The organism is Micromonospora sp. RB23 (assembly GCF_053585025.1).
On record NZ_CM132111.1, the window covers coordinates 472,785 to 491,101 of the forward strand.

At 69.8% G+C, this 18,317-nt stretch carries 10 protein-coding genes and 2 pseudogenes; 11 read left to right on the top strand and 1 reads right to left on the bottom strand.

The features are described from left to right. The first annotated feature begins 14 nt into the window (after window positions 1-14). Window positions 15-938 (top strand): phytoene/squalene synthase family protein, encoded by a 924-nt coding sequence (locus ACTFTM_RS02155; protein ID WP_449564199.1) that lies wholly within the window; start codon window positions 15-17, stop codon window positions 936-938. After that, window positions 935-2,260, top strand: coding sequence for a cryptochrome/photolyase family protein (locus ACTFTM_RS02160; protein ID WP_449564200.1), 1,326 nt, complete (start codon window positions 935-937; stop codon window positions 2,258-2,260). The genes ACTFTM_RS02155 and ACTFTM_RS02160 overlap by 4 nt, the downstream gene beginning before the upstream one ends. Here the strand turns inward: ACTFTM_RS02160 and ACTFTM_RS02165 are convergent, their stop codons facing one another. Next, the gene (locus ACTFTM_RS02165) at window positions 2,261-3,337 is read right to left on the bottom strand and encodes a serine hydrolase domain-containing protein (protein ID WP_449564201.1); all 1,077 of its coding nucleotides are present in this window, start codon (window positions 3,335-3,337) and stop codon (window positions 2,261-2,263) included. 54 nt (window positions 3,338-3,391) lie between these two features. On the opposite strand from ACTFTM_RS02165, the pseudogene ACTFTM_RS02170 reads away from it, so the two are divergent. The 9 genes and pseudogenes from ACTFTM_RS02170 to ACTFTM_RS02210 all read left to right on the top strand — a co-directional run. Next, window positions 3,392-4,412: pseudogene (locus ACTFTM_RS02170) on the top strand (dihydrolipoyl dehydrogenase family protein); the annotation flags it as partial. Between the two features lie 113 nt (window positions 4,413-4,525). Next, window positions 4,526-4,903: pseudogene (locus tag ACTFTM_RS02175) on the top strand (NAD(P)/FAD-dependent oxidoreductase); the annotation flags it as partial. 114 nt (window positions 4,904-5,017) lie between these two features. Further along, a complete protein-coding gene (locus ACTFTM_RS02180) occupies window positions 5,018-6,022 on the top strand; it encodes a LacI family DNA-binding transcriptional regulator (protein ID WP_449564202.1) in 1,005 nt (334 codons plus the stop codon). Window positions 6,023-6,312: 290 nt separating this feature from the next. Next, entirely contained in the window at window positions 6,313-7,692 is a 1,380-nt protein-coding gene (locus ACTFTM_RS02185) for an ABC transporter substrate-binding protein (protein WP_449564203.1), read from the top strand. Window positions 7,693-7,774: 82 nt separating this feature from the next. Then, on the top strand, window positions 7,775-8,731 hold the full coding sequence (locus tag ACTFTM_RS02190) for a carbohydrate ABC transporter permease (protein ID WP_449564204.1): 957 nt from the start codon (window positions 7,775-7,777) through the stop codon (window positions 8,729-8,731). Between the two features lie 11 nt (window positions 8,732-8,742). After that, window positions 8,743-9,630, top strand: coding sequence for a carbohydrate ABC transporter permease (locus ACTFTM_RS02195; RefSeq protein WP_449564205.1), 888 nt, complete (start codon window positions 8,743-8,745; stop codon window positions 9,628-9,630). Between the two features lie 98 nt (window positions 9,631-9,728). Further along, window positions 9,729-11,390, top strand: a complete 1,662-nt coding sequence (locus tag ACTFTM_RS02200) for a glycoside hydrolase family 13 protein (RefSeq protein ID WP_449564206.1) — start codon at window positions 9,729-9,731, stop codon at window positions 11,388-11,390. 141 nt (window positions 11,391-11,531) lie between these two features. Beyond that, window positions 11,532-14,423, top strand: a complete 2,892-nt coding sequence (locus ACTFTM_RS02205) for a discoidin domain-containing protein (protein ID WP_449564207.1) — start codon at window positions 11,532-11,534, stop codon at window positions 14,421-14,423. A gap of 188 nt (window positions 14,424-14,611) precedes the next feature. Beyond that, window positions 14,612-18,316, top strand: coding sequence for a discoidin domain-containing protein (locus ACTFTM_RS02210; protein ID WP_449564208.1), 3,705 nt, complete (start codon window positions 14,612-14,614; stop codon window positions 18,314-18,316). Window position 18,317: the final 1 nt, after the last annotated feature.

Here is an 18,317-nt window from a genome sequence, read left to right on the forward strand (position 1 = left end):
TTTGAGGAGGGCCGGTGGAAACGGATCTCACCGCTGCCTATGACCGGTGCCGTGAGCTGCACAAACGCCATGGCCGCACCTACTATCTCGCCACCCGGCTGCTTCCGGCGTGGAAACGGCGACATGTGCACGCGCTCTACGGATTCACCCGGTACGCCGACGAGATCGTCGACAGCACCGAGGACCTGCCGCCGGCCGAGCGTGCGGCCCTGCTCGACGACTGGGCCAGCAGGTTCGTGGCCGGACTGCACGGCGCGTCGGTTGACGACCCGCTGCTGCCGGCCGTGCTGCACACGATCGCCATCTTCGATCTCGACCGGGACGACTTCGCGTCGTTTCTCAAGAGCATGGCGATGGACCTGACGGTCACCTCGTACCCGACGTACGACCATTTGCTCGACTACATGGAGGGTTCGGCGGCGGTCATCGGCACCATGATGCTGCCGATCCTGGGCAGCTCCGACCCGGCGGCGGCCCGCGAGCCGGCCCGGCAGCTCGGCTTCGCGTTCCAGCTCACCAACTTCATCCGGGACGTCGCCGAGGACCTCGACCGGGGCCGCACCTACCTCCCCGACGAGGACCTGGCGAAGTTCGGCGTCACCCGCGAGGAGCTGATCGAGGCCCGCGACCGGGGGCAGGGCACGCCCCGCACGCGCGAGTTGATCGAGTACGAGGTGACCCGGGCCCAGGCGCACTACGCCGCCGCAGCGCCGGGCATCACCATGCTCGCTCCCGCCTCGCAGGCGTGCATGCGCACGGCGTACGCGCTCTACGGCGGCATCCTCGACGAGGTGGCCGCGCAGGACTACGACGTCTTCGCCCGTCGCGCCCTGGTGCCGCAGCGGCGACGGATGGCGGTGGCCGCGCGCGCTCTGCTGACGTCGACGGGTACCCCGGTCGCCATCCCGGGCCCGACGGTCCAGCCGGCGGCCCGGTGACCGGGGGCACCGCGGTCGTGCTCTTCACCCGCGACCTGCGGGTGCACGACCACCCGGCGCTGGCCACCACCTGCGCGGCGTTCGACCGGGTGGTGCCGTTGTACGTGCTCGACCCGACCCTGACCGGGCTGTCGGCCAACCGCACCCGGTTCCTGCACCAGGCGCTCGCCGACCTGCGTGACGCGCTGCGCGAGCGCGGCGGCGACCTCGTGGTGCGGCGCGGCGACCCGGTGGCCGAGACGGTCCGGCTGGCCGGCAAGGTCGGCGCCACCGCCGTCGCGCTCTCCGCCGACGTCAGCCACTACGCCCGCCGCCGGGAGCTTCGACTGCGCGCCGAGTGCGAGCGGCACCGGCTGCACCTGCGGCTCTTCCCGGGTCTGACGGTCGTCGAGCCGGGCGCCCTGCGGCCCGGCGGAGGAGGCGACCACTACCGGGTGTTCAGCCCGTACCACCGGGCGTGGACGGCCGCGCGGTGGCGCGAGGAACTGGCCGCGCCCCGCCGGGTCGTGCTGCCCGACGGGGTGAGCGTGGGCCGGTTGCCGGCGCCGCCGGCGGGGGAGTCGCCGGAGGCGGCGGTCGGCGGCGAACGCGTCGCCCGGCAGCGGCTCACCGACTGGCTGCCCGAGCTGGGCCGGTACGACGACCAGCACGACGACATGGCCGGCGACGACACCTCCCGCCTCAGCCCGTACCTGCGTTTCGGTTGCGTGTCGCCGCTGTCGGTGGCGAACCGTGCCGGTGACCGGTCCGGTCCGTTCGTGCGGCAGATCTGCTGGCGCGACTTCTACTACCAGGTCACCGCCGCGTTCCCGGACATCTCGACGGCCGCCTACCGCAAGGGCGCCACCGAAGAGTGGCGCTACGACGACGACGCCCTCGCGGTCTGGGCCGAGGGCCGGACGGGCATGCCGATCGTGGACGCCGGGATGCGGCAGATGCGGGCACAGGGTTGGCAGCACAACCGGGCCCGGCTGATCACCGCCGGCTACCTGACCAAGCACCTGGGGCAGGACTGGCGGGCCGGCGTGCAGGTCTTCTTCCGTTGGCTCCTCGACGGCGACGTGGCCAACAACTCGGGCAACTGGCAGTGGGTCGCCGGCACCGGCAACGACACCAAGCCGTACCGGGGGTTCAACCCGGTCCGGCAGGCCGAGCGGTACGACCCGGCCGGCGACTACGTGCGCCGCTGGGTGCCGGAGTTGGCGCAGGTGTCGGGCAAGGCCATCCACCAGCCGTGGAAGCTGCCGGACGAGATTCGCCGCACGCTGGACTATCCGCCGCCGCTCACCGTGCCCGGCACCGACCCGGTGTGGCTGCGCTGATCAGAGGCAGGAGTGCAGCACCTCGGCCAGCTCGTCGACCCGGTCGTGCTCGGCGAGGTGTGCGGTGACGTACGCGAGCGTGTAGCCGCGTTCCGGGTCGGCCCACGCGCTGCTGCCGCCGATTCCGCCCATGCCCCAACTGCCGTCCGGCTCCCACTGCATGCCCAGCGTCCACCGGGCCCGGCGGTCCAGCACCACGTCCGGGCCGTCGTACTGGACCCGGGTCGCCTCGTCGAGGAGGGCGGGGCTGAACAGTCGTACGCCGTCCAGGAGGCAGCCGGCCAGCAGACCCGCGTAGAGCCGGCCCAGGCCGACGGAGGTGGCGTGCAGGTTGACCGCCGGCATCTCGGCGGCCCGCCACAGCGGGCTGTTCACGACGGCGACGTCCAGCCCGCCGGCCGGGTTGCCCAGCGCTCTCGCCCGCAGCGTCTCCGGGTCTCCCAGCTTGCGGATCGGCCACTCCGGGTCGCCGTAGCGCAGGTCCGCGCAGCGCCGTTGGTCCGCCTCGGCCAGCCCGAACCCGAGGTCGAGCTGCCACGGGCCGGCTATCTCGTCGGCCAGGAATCGACCCACGCTCCGGCCGTCCACCCGGCGGACCAGCTCGCCGACCAGATGGCCGTACGTCCAGGCGTGCTCGCCGGCCAGCGACCCCGGCGGCCATTCGGGCTCGGCGGCGGCCAGGTCGCCGGCGAGCAGATCCCAGTCCGCGATCGCCGTGGCCGGCCGGGGCACCGGGAACGCCGGCAGCCCGGACGTGTGCGACAGGGCGTGTCGTACGGTGGCCGGCGCACGGAACTCCGGCCAGTACTCCGCGACGGGCGAGTCGAGGTCGACGCGCCCCCGGTCCACGAGGAGCAGGAGGCACAGCGCGGCCACCGGCTTGCCGACCGAGTAGACGTTGACCAGGGTGTCCGGCCGCCACGGTTGGCTGGACGGTCCGTCGCCGGTGCGGAAACCGCCGACCAGGTCGACCACGGGCCGGCCGTCGTACCAGATGGTGAGGCTCGCACCGGTCTCCCGGCCGGAGGCCAGCAGGTCGTGGAAGCAGTCCCGGACGGGGCCGAAGCGTGGGTGCATCCGATCACCGTAGGCGCTCCGGCGCGGTGAACCGGCCGACTTTTCCGGACCCCGATGGCCGGGGCGCGGCTGCTGGGGGATGCTGTCGGGGTGGCAGAGCCGGAGCTGGTTGATGTTGTCGTGGTGGGGCTCGGGGTTGGCGGCGAGGAGGTGGCCGAGCGACTCGCCGATGCCGGCCTGAGCGTCGTCGGCATCGAACGGGACCTGGTCGGCGGCGAGTGCCCCTACTGGGGCTGCATCCCGAGCAAGATGATGATCAGGGCGGCGAACGCGCTGGCCGAGGCGCGTCGGGTCGACGGGCTCGCGGGTACGGCGCAGGTCCAGCCGGACTGGGCGCCGGTGGCGAAGCGGATCCGCGAGGAGGCCACCGACACCTGGGACGACAAGGTCGCGGTCGACCGGTTCACCGGCAAGGGTGGCCGGTTCGTCCGGGGCAGTGGCCGGCTCGACGGTCCGGGGCGGGTCCGCGTCGGCGACCAGGTCTTCCAGGCCCGGCACGGCATCGTCCTGGGCACCGGTACCCGGCCCTCGGTGCCGCCGATCGACGGCCTGGCCGGTACGCCGTACTGGACCAACCACCAGGCCATCGAGGTCGAGGAGCTGCCGGAGTCGCTGCTGGTGCTTGGAGGCGGCGCGATCGGGCTGGAACTGGCCCAGGTCTTCGCCCGCTTCGGCGTCCGCGTCACCGTGGTGGAGGCGTTGGACCGGGTGCTGGCCGTGGAGGAGCCGGAGGCCTCCGACGTGGCCGCCGCCGCGCTGCGCGCCGACGGCGTCGAGATCCACACCGGGGTACGCGCCGAACGGGTCGGACACGACGGTGACCGTTTCACGCTGCACGGCGGTGGCGGGGCGGAGTTCACCGCGGAGCGACTGCTCGTCGTCACCGGGCGTCGGGCGCACCTGGAGGAGTTGGGGCTGGACACCGTCGGCGTCGACGCCAAGCAGCGTTACCTGCCGGTGGACGACCGGATGCACGTCACCGACGGCATCTGGGGGGTGGGTGATCTGACCGGCGAGGGGGCGTTCACCCACATCGCCATGTACCAGGCGGCCATCGTGGTGTCCGACGTGCTCGCCCACTATCGGCAGGCGACGGCCGGCCCGGACGCGAGTGGGACCGCCAGCGTCGTCGGCGGCGCGATGGGCTCCTCCAGTTCGCTGGCCGCCAGCGGGTCGAGCGGATCGGCCGGCACCGTCCCGCGCGCCGACTATCGGGCGCTGCCCCGGGTGACCTTCACCGATCCCGAGGTCGGCGCCGTCGGGCTGACCGAGCAGCAGGCCCGCGACCGCGGCATCAACGTGCAGGTCGGGTTCACCAAGCTGAGCAGTTCGACGAGGGGTTGGATCCACCGCGTCGGTGACGAGGGCTTCATCAAGCTCGTCGCGGACGCCGACCAGGGCGTGCTGATCGGCGCGACGTCGGTCGGTCCGGCCGGTGGCGAGGTGCTGTCGGCGCTCGTGGTGGCGGTGCACGCGGCCGTGCCACTGAGCCAACTGCGGCACATGATCTACGCGTACCCGACCTTCCACCGCGCGATCGAGGACGCGTTGCGCGACCTGTCCTGACGACGACGGCCGAAGTCGGCCCGGATGAATCGTGGCAAGCTGCGACAGTTGCACAGCAAAATCCGACCGTCTCGCGGTTCATTTCTTTCATTTCCTTGACGTACGATTGCGGCCGTGACCAAGCGGTTGACTGAAGTTGCCAAGAAGGCGGGCGTCAGCGAGGCCACCGTCAGCCGGGTGCTCAACGGTCGGGACGGTGTCTCCGAGGCGACGCGGACCGCGGTGCTGACCGCGCTCGACGTGCTCGGCTACGAGCGGCCGACCAAGCTGCGCGGTGAGCGTGCCCGGCTGGTCGGGCTCGTGCTGCCCGAGTTGCAGAACCCGATCTTCCCGGCGCTCGCCGAGGTGGTCACCGGGACGCTCGCCCAGCGCGGCTACACGCCGGCGCTCTGCGCCCGCACCATCGGCGGCGTGTCTGAAATGGACTACGTCGAGATGCTCCTCGACCACCAGGTGTCCGGCGTGATCTTCGCCGGCGGCTCGTACGCGCTCGCCGACGCCCGGCACGACCACTACCGGCGGCTGACCGACCGGGGCCTTCCGGTGGTGCTGGTCAACGCCGGTGTGGACGAGTTGGGCTTCCCCCGGGTCTCGACCGACGACGCGGTGGCGGTGGAGCAGGCGTACGGGCATCTGCGCTCACTCGGCCACGAGCGCATCGGCATGGTGCTCGGTCCGGAGGGGCACGTGCCGTCCCGCCGCAAGCTGGACGCGATGGTCCAGGCCGCGGACTGGGGAGCCGCCGAACAGGAGTGCGTGGAGCGGTCCAGCTTCTCGATGGAGGGCGCGCGGGTGGCCGCGACGAAACTTGTCGAGCGCGGCGTGACCGGCATCATCTGCGCCAGCGATGTCCTGGCTCTGGGCACGATCCGGGCTGCCCGGCGCCTGGGCCGCGCGGTGCCGACGGACATCTCGGTGGTGGGCTTCGACGACTCCGCGTTCATGACCTGCACCGATCCGCCGTTGACCACCGTCCGGCAGCCGATCGAGACGATGGGGCAGGCCGCGGTGGACCTGTTGGTGACCCAGATCGAGGGTGTCGGCGTCCTCCAGGACGAGTTGCTGTTCGAGCCGGAATTGGTGGTGCGTGGCTCCACCGCGCCCGCGCCCGGTCGCTGACCCCGCTCCGCCCTACTGACCTACCTTCCCGAAGGCCGTCGACCGCTCTCGCGGTCGGCGGCCTTTTTGGTGCGCAAGTAGCCCGATAACGGGCGCAATCCCGCATCCTGTCGCCCTCTGTCGCCGCAATGTCGAGTCCTTTCAAAACATCGTCGACACCTTGCTGAAATGAGTCGTGCTCGTTACAGTGACTCCACTCACACCTGGCTCCGGCGCAGCTACAGGGCGTCAGGTCGTATCACCGCATCAGCGCACCTCACGGAGACACCCGTTCCCGAAGGGATGGACAGATGTCCGTACCGCAATACCGAAGGGCTGCGACCCTGGCGCTCGTGGCCGGCCTGGGGTTCAGCCTCACCGCTTGCTCCACGAAGAGTGACGACAAGGACGCGACCGCCGGCGGCAAGGTCACCATCACCGTCGACTGCCAGCCGGTCGGTGCCCAGAAAGAGCTGTTGAAGAACTGGAACGACGACGTCGTCGAGTTCCAGAAGCAGAACCCCGACATCATCGTCAAGAGCGTGAGCGTCGGCGAGCAGTGCAACAACCCGCCGGACTTCACCGCCCGCCTGGCCGGCGGCACCGTGACGGACGTGTTCTACGGCTACATGACCGATCTCCAGCAGGTGCTCGACTCCGGTCAGGCGATGGACATCTCCGAATACGTCAACAAGGACACGATCTCCACCTGGGACAGCGTCGACCCGGCGCTCAAGGAGGTCTTCAGCGACGGCGGCAAGCTCTACGCCGTACCGGTGAAGAACTACTCGATGGGCCTGGTCTACAACAAGGTCCTGTTCCAGCAGGCCGGGCTGGACGTCAACAACCCGCCGAAGACGTGGGGCGAGGTCCGGGCCGCCGCCAAGAAGATCTCCGCGCTCGGCAACGGCATCGCCGGCTACTCGGAGTACAGCGCCGGCAACACCGGCGGCTGGCACTTCACCTCACTGCTCTACTCGCAGGGCGGCCAGGTGCTCACGGCCGACGGCAAAAAGGCCGACTTCAACAACGCGATGGGCAAGCAGGTCCTGCAGAACCTCAAGGACATGCGGTACGGCGACAACAGCATGGGCTCCCGCCAGCTTCTCCAGTGGGGCGATCTGCTGACGAACGCCGGCGCCAACAAGGTCGGCATGTTCATCGGCGCACCTGATGCCACCCAGGCGATCGTCAGCCAGTTCCAGGGCAAGTTCCAGGACTGGGCGATGAGCCCGCTGCCCGGCCAGGACGGTCCGGCGAAGGGCACGCTCGGTGGTGGCGAGGGCTACTTCTTCAAGAAGGGCCTCTCTCCCGAGCAGGTCAAGGCCGGTCTGAAGTGGATCGCGTACCAGAAGCTGACCCCGGGCAAGGGGCAGTTCGACTACGTGCGCGCCAAGCCGCAGAACTACCCGGTGGGTCTGCCCCAGCCGCTGCTGTTCGCCAACGGCAGCGAGGTGCAGAAGCAGGAACTCGAACTGCGCAAGGCCAATGCGAACGTCGACACCACCAACTTCGCCCTCTTCGAGGCGACCCCGGTGCCGATCAAGGGTGAGCCGCGCAACGCTCAGGCGATCTACGCGGTGCTCGACGCCGTGATGTCCGGAGTGCTGACGAACCCGAACGCGAACATCGACGCGCTGCTCAAGACGGCCGAGGGCAAGGTCAACCAGCTCCTCGCCGCGCAGAGCTGATCCGCGGGTGTGGGGGTCGGCCCACCGGCCCCCACACCCCGTGCCACACCGTCCGCCTCACCGACCTTCGCAGGAGAGCGCCGTGGCGATCACCGCCGCACCCCAGGCCCCCGGCAAACCGGGCAGCCCGATGCCGTCGTACGCGGCAGGGCCGACGCGTACGAGCCTCGGCCGCAAGGTACGGGACAACCTCACCGGGCACGCCTTCCTGATCGGCGCCGTGCTCTGCTTCGTGGTCTTCTCCTGGTACCCGATGGTCCGTGGCGTCGTCATGAGCTTCCAGCGCACCAGGCGCGGCGAGACGACCTGGGTGGGCTGGGACAACTACTCCCGGCTCCTCGCCGACCCCAGCTTCTGGCCCGCGTGGAAGAACACCTTCTACTTCACGCTGCTCGCGCTCGTGCTCGGGTACGCGGTGCCGTTCTTCGTGGCGATCCTGCTCAACGAGTTCCGGCACGCCAAGGGGTACCTGCGGATCCTGGTCTACCTGCCGGTGATGCTCCCGCCGGCCTCGGCCCTGTACCTCTTCAAGTTCTACGCGTACGACCCCAGCGAGGCGGGGCTGTTCAACGCGATCCTCAAGGCGCTGCACCTGCCCACGTCGCAGTGGATGCAGTCGCCGGAGATGACGATGCCGGCCATGGTGATCGCCTCCACCTGGATGAACATGGGTGGCGCGGTCCTGATCTACCTGGCGTCGTTGCAGAACATCCCCGGCGAGCTGTACGAGGCCGCCGAACTCGACGGCGCCGGGATCTTCAAGCGGATCCGTCACGTGACGATCCCGCAGACCCGGCTCATCCTCGCGCTCCTGGCGATGATCCAGATCGTCGCCACGATGCAGCTCTTCATCGAGCCACTGATCCTCGCCAACGGCGCGGGCGCGGAGGATTCCGCGACCACCGTGGCGTACCTCATCTACCAGCACGGGTTCTTCCAGAACGACCTCAACGGCGCTGCCGCGCTGGGCGTGCTCATGCTCGTGGTGCTGGCCGGCTTCTCCGCCGTGTACGTGCGGCTGACTGCGACACAGGACTAGGACGGCGCGCAATGGCACAGGATTCCGGAACCCGGACCCTCGTCTCCCACGCCCAGGTCAGCCGGGGACGCGGGCGGATCATCTACTGGACGCTGCTGGTCGTCGTCGTGACGGCGTTCACGCTCGTCTTCCTCGGGCCGCTCTACTGGATGGTCACCGGCGCGCTCAAGTCCGGCCAGGAGATCGCCCAGACCCCACCCACGCTGTTTCCGAAGGACCCGCAGCCGCAGAACTACATCGACGCCTGGAACAACCTGGAACTCGCCAAGCTGCTGTTCAACACGTTCTACTACGCGATCGGCGCGGTGCTGTTCCAGCTCGTGTTCGACGCCGCCGCCGCGTACTCGTTGTCGAAACTGCGACCGGTCTTCGGCAACGTGATCCTCGGGCTGATGCTCGCCACGCTGATGATCCCGGCGATGGTGCTCATCGTCCCCCAGTACGTCACGGTGATCGACCTGCCGATCCTGCACATCAATCTGCTCGACTCACCGTTCGCCATCTGGCTGCCGCTGGTGGCGAACGCGTTCAACATCTTTCTGCTGAAGCGGTTCTTCGACTCGATTCCCGAGGAGTTGATGGCAGCGGCTCTGGTGGACGGGGCGACACCGTTGCGGACGCTCTGGTCGATCATCCTGCCGATGTCCCGCCCGATCCTCGGCGTCGTCGCGATCCTGGCCATGACGGCGGTCTGGAAGGACTTCCTCTGGCCGAAGCTGGTCATGCCCTCGCCGGAGACCCGGACGGTCAGTGTCGGCATCTACTCCTTCGCGGGTGGAACGCCGATGAACGTCGTGATCGCCGCATCGGTCATCGCCGCCATCCCGACCGTTATCGTCTTTTTGATCTTCCAGCGGAACATCATGTCTGGCCTGACCGCCGGCAGCATCAAGGGATAGCCACCACCGAAGACAGCGGAGCGAACAACGGCCGTTCGTCCGACACACAATCGCCACCGGCGTACCCGGCGACGTACTGACGCAGAAAGCAGGTGCTCGTGTCCACAGCAGACAGCAGTCCGTGGTGGCGAGGAGCCGTTATCTACCAGGTGTACCCACGCAGCTTCGCCGACGGCAACGGCGACGGCATCGGTGACATCGCAGGTATCCGCTCCCGCCTGAACCACCTGTCCGCGCTTGGCATCGACGCGATCTGGTTCAGTCCCTGGTATCCGTCGCCGATGGCCGACGCCGGGTACGACGTGTCCGACTACCGCGACATCGATCCGGTCTTCGGCACGCTCGCCGAGGTCGAGGCGCTCATCGCGGAGGCGCACGACCTGGGCATCCGGACGATCGTCGACGTGGTGCCCAACCACTGCTCCGACGCGCACCCGTGGTTCCGGGCCGCGCTGGCCGGCGGTCCGGGTGCGCCCGAGCGGGACCTGTTCTGGTTCCGTCCCGGCCGGGGCCCGAACGGTGACGAGCGACCCACCGACTGGGTCGGCGAGTTCGGTGGCGAGACCTGGACCCGCACCACCAACCCGGACGGCACGCCCGGTGACTGGTACCTGCATCTCTTCGCCCCGCAGCAGCCGGACTTCAACTGGGACCACCCCCGGGTACGGGCCGAGTTCGAGGACATCCTGCGGTTCTGGTTCGACCGGGGCGTCGACGGCATCCGGATCGACTCCGCGGGCCTGCTGGTGAAGGACGGGACGCTGCCGGAGGTCGAGCCGGACCGGCCGCACCCGTTCCACGACCTGGACGGCGTGCACGACATCTACCGGGGCTGGCGGCGGGTCGCCGATTCGTACGACGACCGCGCGCTGATTGGCGAGGTGTGGCTGCCGGACCGGCAGCGGTTCGCCAACTACCTGCGCCCCGACGAGCTGCACGCCGCGTTCAACTTCGACTTCCTCGGCTGCGCCTGGGACGCGTCGGCGCTGCGGGAGAGCATCGACGGCACGCTCAGCGCCCACGCGCCGGTCGGCGCGCCGGCCACCTGGGTGCTCTCCAACCACGATGTGACCCGGCATGTCACCCGCTACGGCCGGGCGGACACCACGTTCAGCTTCGCCGCCAAGCGCGAGGGAATCCCCACCGACCTGGAGCTGGGCACCCGTCGGGCGCGGGCCGCCGCGCTGCTGTCGCTGTCGCTGCCCGGCGCCGTCTACGTCTACCAGGGCGAGGAGCTGGGGCTCTGGGAGGTCGAGGACATCCCGTACGCGCTGCGGCAGGACCCGATGTGGGAACGTTCCGGCCGCGTCGACCCCGGTCGGGACGGTTGCCGGGTCCCGTTGCCCTGGGCCGGTGACGAGCCGCCGTTCGGGTTCAGCCCGGAGGGCTCGGCGGCACCCTGGCTGCCTCAACCGGCCGACTGGAAGGACCGGACGGCGCTGGCCCAGACCGGCGACGCGGCCTCGATGCTGGAGCTGTACCGGGAGGCCATCCGCGTCCGGCGGGGCGAGGCGGCGCTCGGCGACGGCGAGCTGACCTGGCTGCCCGCCCCGGACGGCGTGCTGGCCTTCAGCCGCGGCGGAGGCTTCCGCTGCCTGGTCAACCTCACCGACGCGGCGGTGCCGATGCCCGCCGACGGGGAGGTGCTGCTGGCCAGTGGCCCACTCGACGACGGACTGCTGCCGTCGGACACCGCCGTCTGGCTGCGTACCCCCGAGAAGGTGGACGGACCGCGCGCGGACGTCGCCGCCCTGACCTGATCCGACCCGACGTGGTGCCGGCGGTCCCGTCCCGACCGCCGGCACCACACCACCCGCGCGCCACGAGAGGAGGACGAGGGACCGCCACACCGCACCGACACGGGGGACCTGGCCTGCCTGACGAAAGGGAGAGCGCAGCTCATGGCCAACCACACCACCGGCACTCCGCACCATCTTCGACACCCGGCCCGGGCAGGGTTGGCCGCCATCGCCGCCACCCTGCTCGCGGCCACCACCCTGACCGCCCTCGCGGTCACCGGCAGTGCGACCCCGGCCTCGGCGGCCGGGTTGTCCCCCTTCGACATCTCCGGCCGGGGCGCCACCGTCCCCTTTCTCGAGCAGGAGGCGGAGAAGGCCGCGCACAACGGCACGAAGATCGGCCCGGACCGGCGCTACGGCACGCTTCCGTCGGAGGCGTCCGGCCGGGAGGCGGTCACCCTCGACGCGGTCGGTGAGTACGTCGAGTTCACGCTCACCGCTCCGGCCAACGCGGTCACCTTCCGGTACAGCCTGCCGGACAACCCGGCCGGCACGGGCCGGGACGCCACCATCGACCTGCGGGCCAACGGCAACCTGCTGAAGTCGGTACCGGTGACGTCGAAGTACGGCTGGTACTACGGCGGGTACCCGTTCAACAACAACCCGGGCGACACAAACCCGCACCACTTCTACGACGAGACCCGGGCGTTGTTCGGCAGCACCCAGCCGGCCGGCACGAAGATCCGGTTGCAGGTCTCCTCGACCGCCCAGTCACCCACCTTCACGATCGACCTGGCCGACTTCGAGGTGGTCGCGCCGATCGCCAAGCCCTCCGGTGTCATCGACGTGGTCACCGACTTCGGCGCCGACCCGACCGGCGCGACCGACTCGACCGCCAAGTTCCAGGCGGCGGTCGACGCCGGCAAGGCCCAGGGCCGGGCGGTCTGGATCCCGACCGGCACGTTCACCCTCTGGGACCACGTGGTGGTCGACGGGGTGACCCTGCGCGGCGCGGGGCCCTGGTACTCGGTGCTGGGCGGCCGGCACCCCACCGACCGCAAGCGCGCCGCCGGCATCTACGGCAAGTACGTCCCCGGCGGCGGCTACACCGGTGAGATCCGGTCGCACGAGGCGAACGGGCCGAGCCGCAACGTCACCCTGCGGGACTTCGCCATCATCGGCGACATCCGCGAGCGGGTGGACGACGACCAGGTCAACGCGCTGGGCGGGGCGATGACCAACTCGGTGGTCGACAACCTCTGGTTGGAGAACACCAAGGTCGGCGCGTGGATGGACGGGCCGATGGACAACTTCACGATCCGCAACAGCCGGATTCTCGACCAGACCGCGGACGGGGTGAACTTCCACACCGGCGTCACGAACTCGACGGTGACCAACACGTTCGTCCGCAACACCGGTGACGACGCCCTCGCCATGTGGGCGCAGAGCGTGCCGAACGTCAACAACTCGTTCACGCACAACACCATCGGCGTGACGCTGCTGGCGAACCACCTGGTCAGCTACGGCGGTCGGGACATCAAGATCACCGACAACGTGACGGCCGACTCGCTGACCAACGGCGGCGGCATCCACGTCGCCAACCGCTACCCCGGCGTGCAGGGCGACACCGCCGTCCGGGGCACCTGGACGCTCGCCCGGAACACGTTGATCCGCAACGGCAACTCGGACTACAACTGGAACTTCGGCGTCGGGGCGATCTGGTTCTCCGCCCTCAACGAGGCGTTCCAGCAGGCCACCATCAACATCACCGACACCGACATCCTGGACAGCTCGTACGCGGCGCTGCACTGGATCGAGGGCCAGACCAGCGGCATCAACCTCAACAACGTCCGCATCGACGGCGCCGGCACGTACGCGCTCCAGGTGCAGGCGCCCAGCCAGGTGTCGTTCACCAACGTGCGGGCCACCAACATCGCGCAGAGCAACCCGATGCACAACTGCGTGGGTGGCGGCTTCCAGATCACCCAGGGCTCCGGCAACTCGGGCTGGTACACCTCGACGCCGTACTGCGGTCCGTGGCCCGAGCCGCAGTGGGGTGGTGGGCCCAGCACGCCGCCGACCACCGGCCCGACCACCGCGCCTCCGACCACCGCGCCTCCGACGACCGCACCGCCGACGACTCCGCCGCCCACCGGTGGGAACCTGGCGCTGAACCGCTCGGCGACCGCGACCAGCACCAACCAGAACTACACGGCGGGCAACGTGGTGGACGGCAACGCGGCCACCTACTGGGAGAGCGCCAACAACGCCTTCCCGCAGTCGGTCACCATCGACCTGGGCGCGGTCCGCTCGGTCGACCGGGTGGTGCTCAAGCTGCCCGCCGGCTGGGAGCAGCGCACCCAGACGCTGTCGGTGCTCGGCTCCACCGACGGCTCGTCGTACGGCACGCTGGCGTCGTCCGCCGGTCAGGTCTTCGCCCCCGGCTCGGGCAACACCGTCTCGATCGGGCTGCCCTCCGGTAGCCGTCGCTACATCCGGGTCACCGTCACCGGCAACACCGGCTGGCCGGCCGCCCAGCTCAGCGAGGTCGAGGTGTACGGCGGCACGCAGACCACGGCACCGCCCACCACCACGCCTCCGACGACCACCCCGCCCCCGACCACGCCTGCCCCCAGCGGCAACCTGGCGGCCGGACGGTCGATCACCGAGACCAGCCACTCCGACGTGTACGCCGCGCCCAACGCGGTGGACGGCAACGCCAACACCTACTGGGAGAGCGCCAACAACGCCTTCCCGCAGTCACTGACCGTCGACCTGGGCGCGACCCGAACGGTGTCCCGGGTCGTGTTGAAGCTGCCGCCGTCGTCGGCCTGGCAGACGCGTACGCAGACGCTGGCGGTGCTCGGCTCCACCGACGGCTCGTCGTTCAACACCCTCAAGTCATCCGCCGGCTACACCTTCAACCCGTCCAGCGGCAACACGGTCACCGTTACCTTCACGGCGACCAGCCAGCGCTACCTGCGCCTGACCGTCACCGGAAACACGGGCTGGCCCGCCGGTCAGCTCAGCGAGTTCGAGGTCTACTCCAGCTAGACCGACGGCCCCCGCCCGGCCAGGGCGGGGGCCGTCGGAGCCGGCGGATCCGGTGCAGCGCGGCACCGACCCACCCGCACCCCGTCCCACCGCACCGTCCCCCACCTGTCGCGGCACGACGGGCGTACCCCTGCACCCGTCACCGGGCAACGCACCCCACACCACCCCCGAAAGAGGTGTAGCGACCGATGTCCAGAAACGGCCCCACCCGAGGCACCCCGCGAACCGGCTCGCCCGGTTCCGCCCACCCGACCGGCCGAGCGCCGGCCCGCCGACGGCTGCTCGCCGGCGCGCTCGCCGGACTGCTCCTCGCCGCCGTTCCCGCTGTCACCCCCGCGACCGCGGCACCGGCGGCGAAGCCCGCGCCCGCGCCGGCGGGCTCCGCCCGCGCGGCCCTGCTCGCCGGGCTCTCCGCCACCATGAGCGCCAGCAGCTACAACCAGAACTACGTGGCGAGCAACGCGAACGACGGCAACGCCTCGACCTACTGGGAGAGCGCCAACAACGCGTTCCCGCAGTGGATCCAGGCCGACCTGGGCGCCACCGTCGGCGTGGACCGGGTGGTGCTGAAGCTGCCGCCGTCGTCGGACTGGCAGACGCGTACGCAGACGCTCTCCGTTCTCGGCTCGACCAACGGCTCGTCCTTCAGCACCCTGAAGTCGTCCGCCGACTACACCTTCAACCCGAGCAGCGGCAACACCGCGACCGTCAGCTTCACCGCCGCCAGCACCCGCTACGTACGGGTGCAGGTCACCGGCAACACCGGCTGGCCGGCCGCGCAGTTCTCCGAGGTGGAGGTGTACGGCTCCAGCGGCAGCACCGACACCCAGGCCCCCAGCGCCCCCGGCAACCTGGCCTACACCCAGCCGGCCAGCGGCCAGATCCGGCTCACCTGGTCGGCGTCGAGCGACAACGTCGGCGTGACCGGGTACGACGTCTACGCCAACGGCACGCTGCGGGGCAGCGTCGGCGGCTCGACGCTGACGTACACCGACAGCCAGGCCGACAGCGCCACGGTCTCCTACTACGTGCGGGCCAAGGACGCGGCCGGCAACCAGTCGTCGAACAGCAACACGGTTACTCGCACCGGCACCGGCAACCCGCCGAGCGGGAGCAACCTGGCGGTCGGTAAGCCGATCACCGCCTCCGGGTTCGTGCACACGTTCGTGGCCACCAACGCCAACGACAACAACGTGGCCACCTACTGGGAGGGCAACGGCAACCCGAGCACGCTGACCGTGCAGCTCGGCGCGAACGCCAGCCTCAGCCAGGTCGTGCTGAAGCTCAACCCGGACTCGGCCTGGGGCACCCGTACCCAGAACATCACCGTGCTCGGCCGGGACCAGAACTCGTCGAGCTTCACCACGCTGGTCGGCGCGACGAACTACACGTTCAACCCGGGCAGCGGCAACACGGTGACCATCCCGGTCTCCGCGTCCGCGGCCGACGTGCGGCTCTCGATCGCCTCGAACACCGGCGCGCCGGCCGGTCAGGTGGCCGAGTTCCAGGTCTTCGGCACCCCCGCGCCGAACCCGGACCTCACCGTCACCGGCATGTCGTTCAGCCCGTCCGCGCCCGTGGAGACCAGCACCATCACGCTCTCCGCGACCGTGCGGAACGCCGGCTCGGCGGCCTCCGCCGCGACCAACGTCAACCTCTATCTGGGCTCCACCCGGGTCGGCACCGCGTCGGTCGGTGGCCTCGCGGCCGGCGCGTCGACCACGGTCAGCGCCAGCATCGGCACCCGTGACGCGGGTAGCTACCCGCTCAGCGCGAAGGTCGACGAGTCGAACACCGTCGTCGAGACCGACGACACCAACAACAGCTACTCCAACCCCAGCCCGCTGGTGGTGAGCCCGGTCGCCACAAGTGACCTGGTCGCCTCCTCCGTCGCCTGGTCGCCGGGCAACCCGTCGGCCGGCAACACCGTCACGTTCTCCGTGTCGATCCGCAACGCCGGCAGTGTGGCGTCCGCGTCCGGGTCCCACGGCATCACGCTCACCGTCCTCAACGAGTCCGGCACCGTGGTCAGTACCCTGACCGGCTCGTACTCCGGTGTGATCAACGCCGGGGCCACCGTCGGCCCGGTCAACCTGGGCACCTGGACGGCCGCGAACGGCAAGTACACCGTCCGGGTCGTGCTCGCCGCGGACGCCAACGAACTGCCGGTCAAGCAGACCAACAACACCAGTGACCGGCCGCTCTTCGTCGGGCGCGGCGCCAACATGCCGTACGACATGTACGAGGCCGAGGACGGCGTGGTCGGCGGCGGCGCGGCCGTCGTGGGCCCGAACCGGACCGTCGGCGACCTGGCCGGTGAGGCGTCCGGCCGGCGTGCGGTGACCCTGAACTCGACCGGCGCGTACGTCGAGTTCACCACCCGGGCCAGCACCAACACGCTGGTCACCCGCTTCTCCATCCCGGACGCGTCGGGCGGCGGGGGCATCAACTCGACGCTGAACGTCTACGTCAACGGCACGTTCCACAAGGCCATCGACCTGACGTCCCGCTACGCCTGGCTGTACGGCAACGAGACCAGCCCGGGGAACTCACCGAGCGCGGGTGGACCGCGGCACATCTACGACGAAGCCAACGTCATGCTCAACTCGACCGTGCCGGCCGGCAGCAAGATCCGCCTCCAGAAGGATGCGGCCAACACCACCAACTACGCGATCGACTTCATCAACACCGAGCAGGTCTCGCCGATCGCGAACCCGGACTCGGCCCGCTACGCGACGCCGGCCGGCTTCACCCACCAGGACGTGCAGAACGCCCTGGACCGGGTCCGGATGGACACCACCGGCAACCTGATCGGTGTGTATCTGCCCGCCGGCAACTACTCCACCTCGTCGAAGTTCCAGGTGTACGGCAAGGCGGTCCAGGTGACCGGTGCCGGCCCGTGGTACACCCGGTTCAACGCGCCGTCCGGCCAGGAGAACACCGACATCGGCTTCCGGGCCGAGAACTCGGCGGCCGGCTCGTCGTTCAAGAACTTCGCGTACTTCGGCAACTACACCTCGCGCATCGACGGTCCGGGCAAGGTGTTCGACTTCGCCAACGTGTCGAACATCGTGATCGACAACATCTGGGCCGAGCACCAGGTGTGCCTCTACTGGGGCGCCAACACCGACTACATGACGATCAAGAACTCGCGGATCCGCAACCTGTTCGCCGACGGCGTCAACATGACCAACGGCAGCACCAACAACCTGGTCAGCAACAACGACGCCCGGGCCACCGGCGACGACAGCTTCGCGCTGTTCTCGGCGATCGACGCGGGCGGCGCCGACATGAAGGACAACGTCTACGAGAACCTGACGTCGACGCTGACCTGGCGGGCCGCGGGTGTGGCCGTCTACGGCGGCTACGGCAACACGTTCCGCAACATCTACATCGCGGACACGCTCGTCTACTCCGGCATCACCATCAGCTCGCTCGACTTCGGGTACCCGATGAACGGCTTCGGCGCGAGCCCGCCGACCCGCTTCGAGAACATCTCGATCGTCCGGGCCGGTGGGCACTTCTGGGGCGGGCAGACCTTCCCGGCGATCTGGGTGTTCTCCGCCTCGAAGGTGTTCCAGGGCATCCGCGTCAGCGACGTGGACATCGTCGACCCGACCTACAGCGGCATCATGTTCCAGACCAACTACGTCGGTGGGCAGCCGCAGAACCCGATCACCGACACGGTCTTCACCAACATCTCCATCAGCGGCGCCCGCAAGAGCGGTGACGCCTACGACGCCAAGTCCGGCTTCGGCATCTGGGCCAACCCCATGCCGGAATCCGGGCAGGGTCCCGCCGTCGGGTCGGTCACCTTCACCAACCTGCGTCTGAGCAACAACGCCGTGGACATCCAGAACCCCACGACGACCTTCACCATCAACCGCAACTGAT

Excerpts from the sequence above, each read along its gene's own strand:
- ACTFTM_RS02185 (WP_449564203.1), top strand. The coding sequence starts at position 6,313 with ATGTCCGTACCGCAATACCGAAGGGCTGCGACCCTGGCGCTCGTGGCC.
- ACTFTM_RS02195 (WP_449564205.1), top strand. The coding sequence starts at position 8,743 with ATGGCACAGGATTCCGGAACCCGGACCCTCGTCTCCCACGCCCAGGTC.
- ACTFTM_RS02210 (WP_449564208.1), top strand. The coding sequence starts at position 14,612 with ATGTCCAGAAACGGCCCCACCCGAGGCACCCCGCGAACCGGCTCGCCC.
- ACTFTM_RS02205 (WP_449564207.1), top strand. The coding sequence starts at position 11,532 with ATGGCCAACCACACCACCGGCACTCCGCACCATCTTCGACACCCGGCC.
- ACTFTM_RS02165 (WP_449564201.1), bottom strand. The coding sequence starts at position 3,337 with ATGCACCCACGCTTCGGCCCCGTCCGGGACTGCTTCCACGACCTGCTG.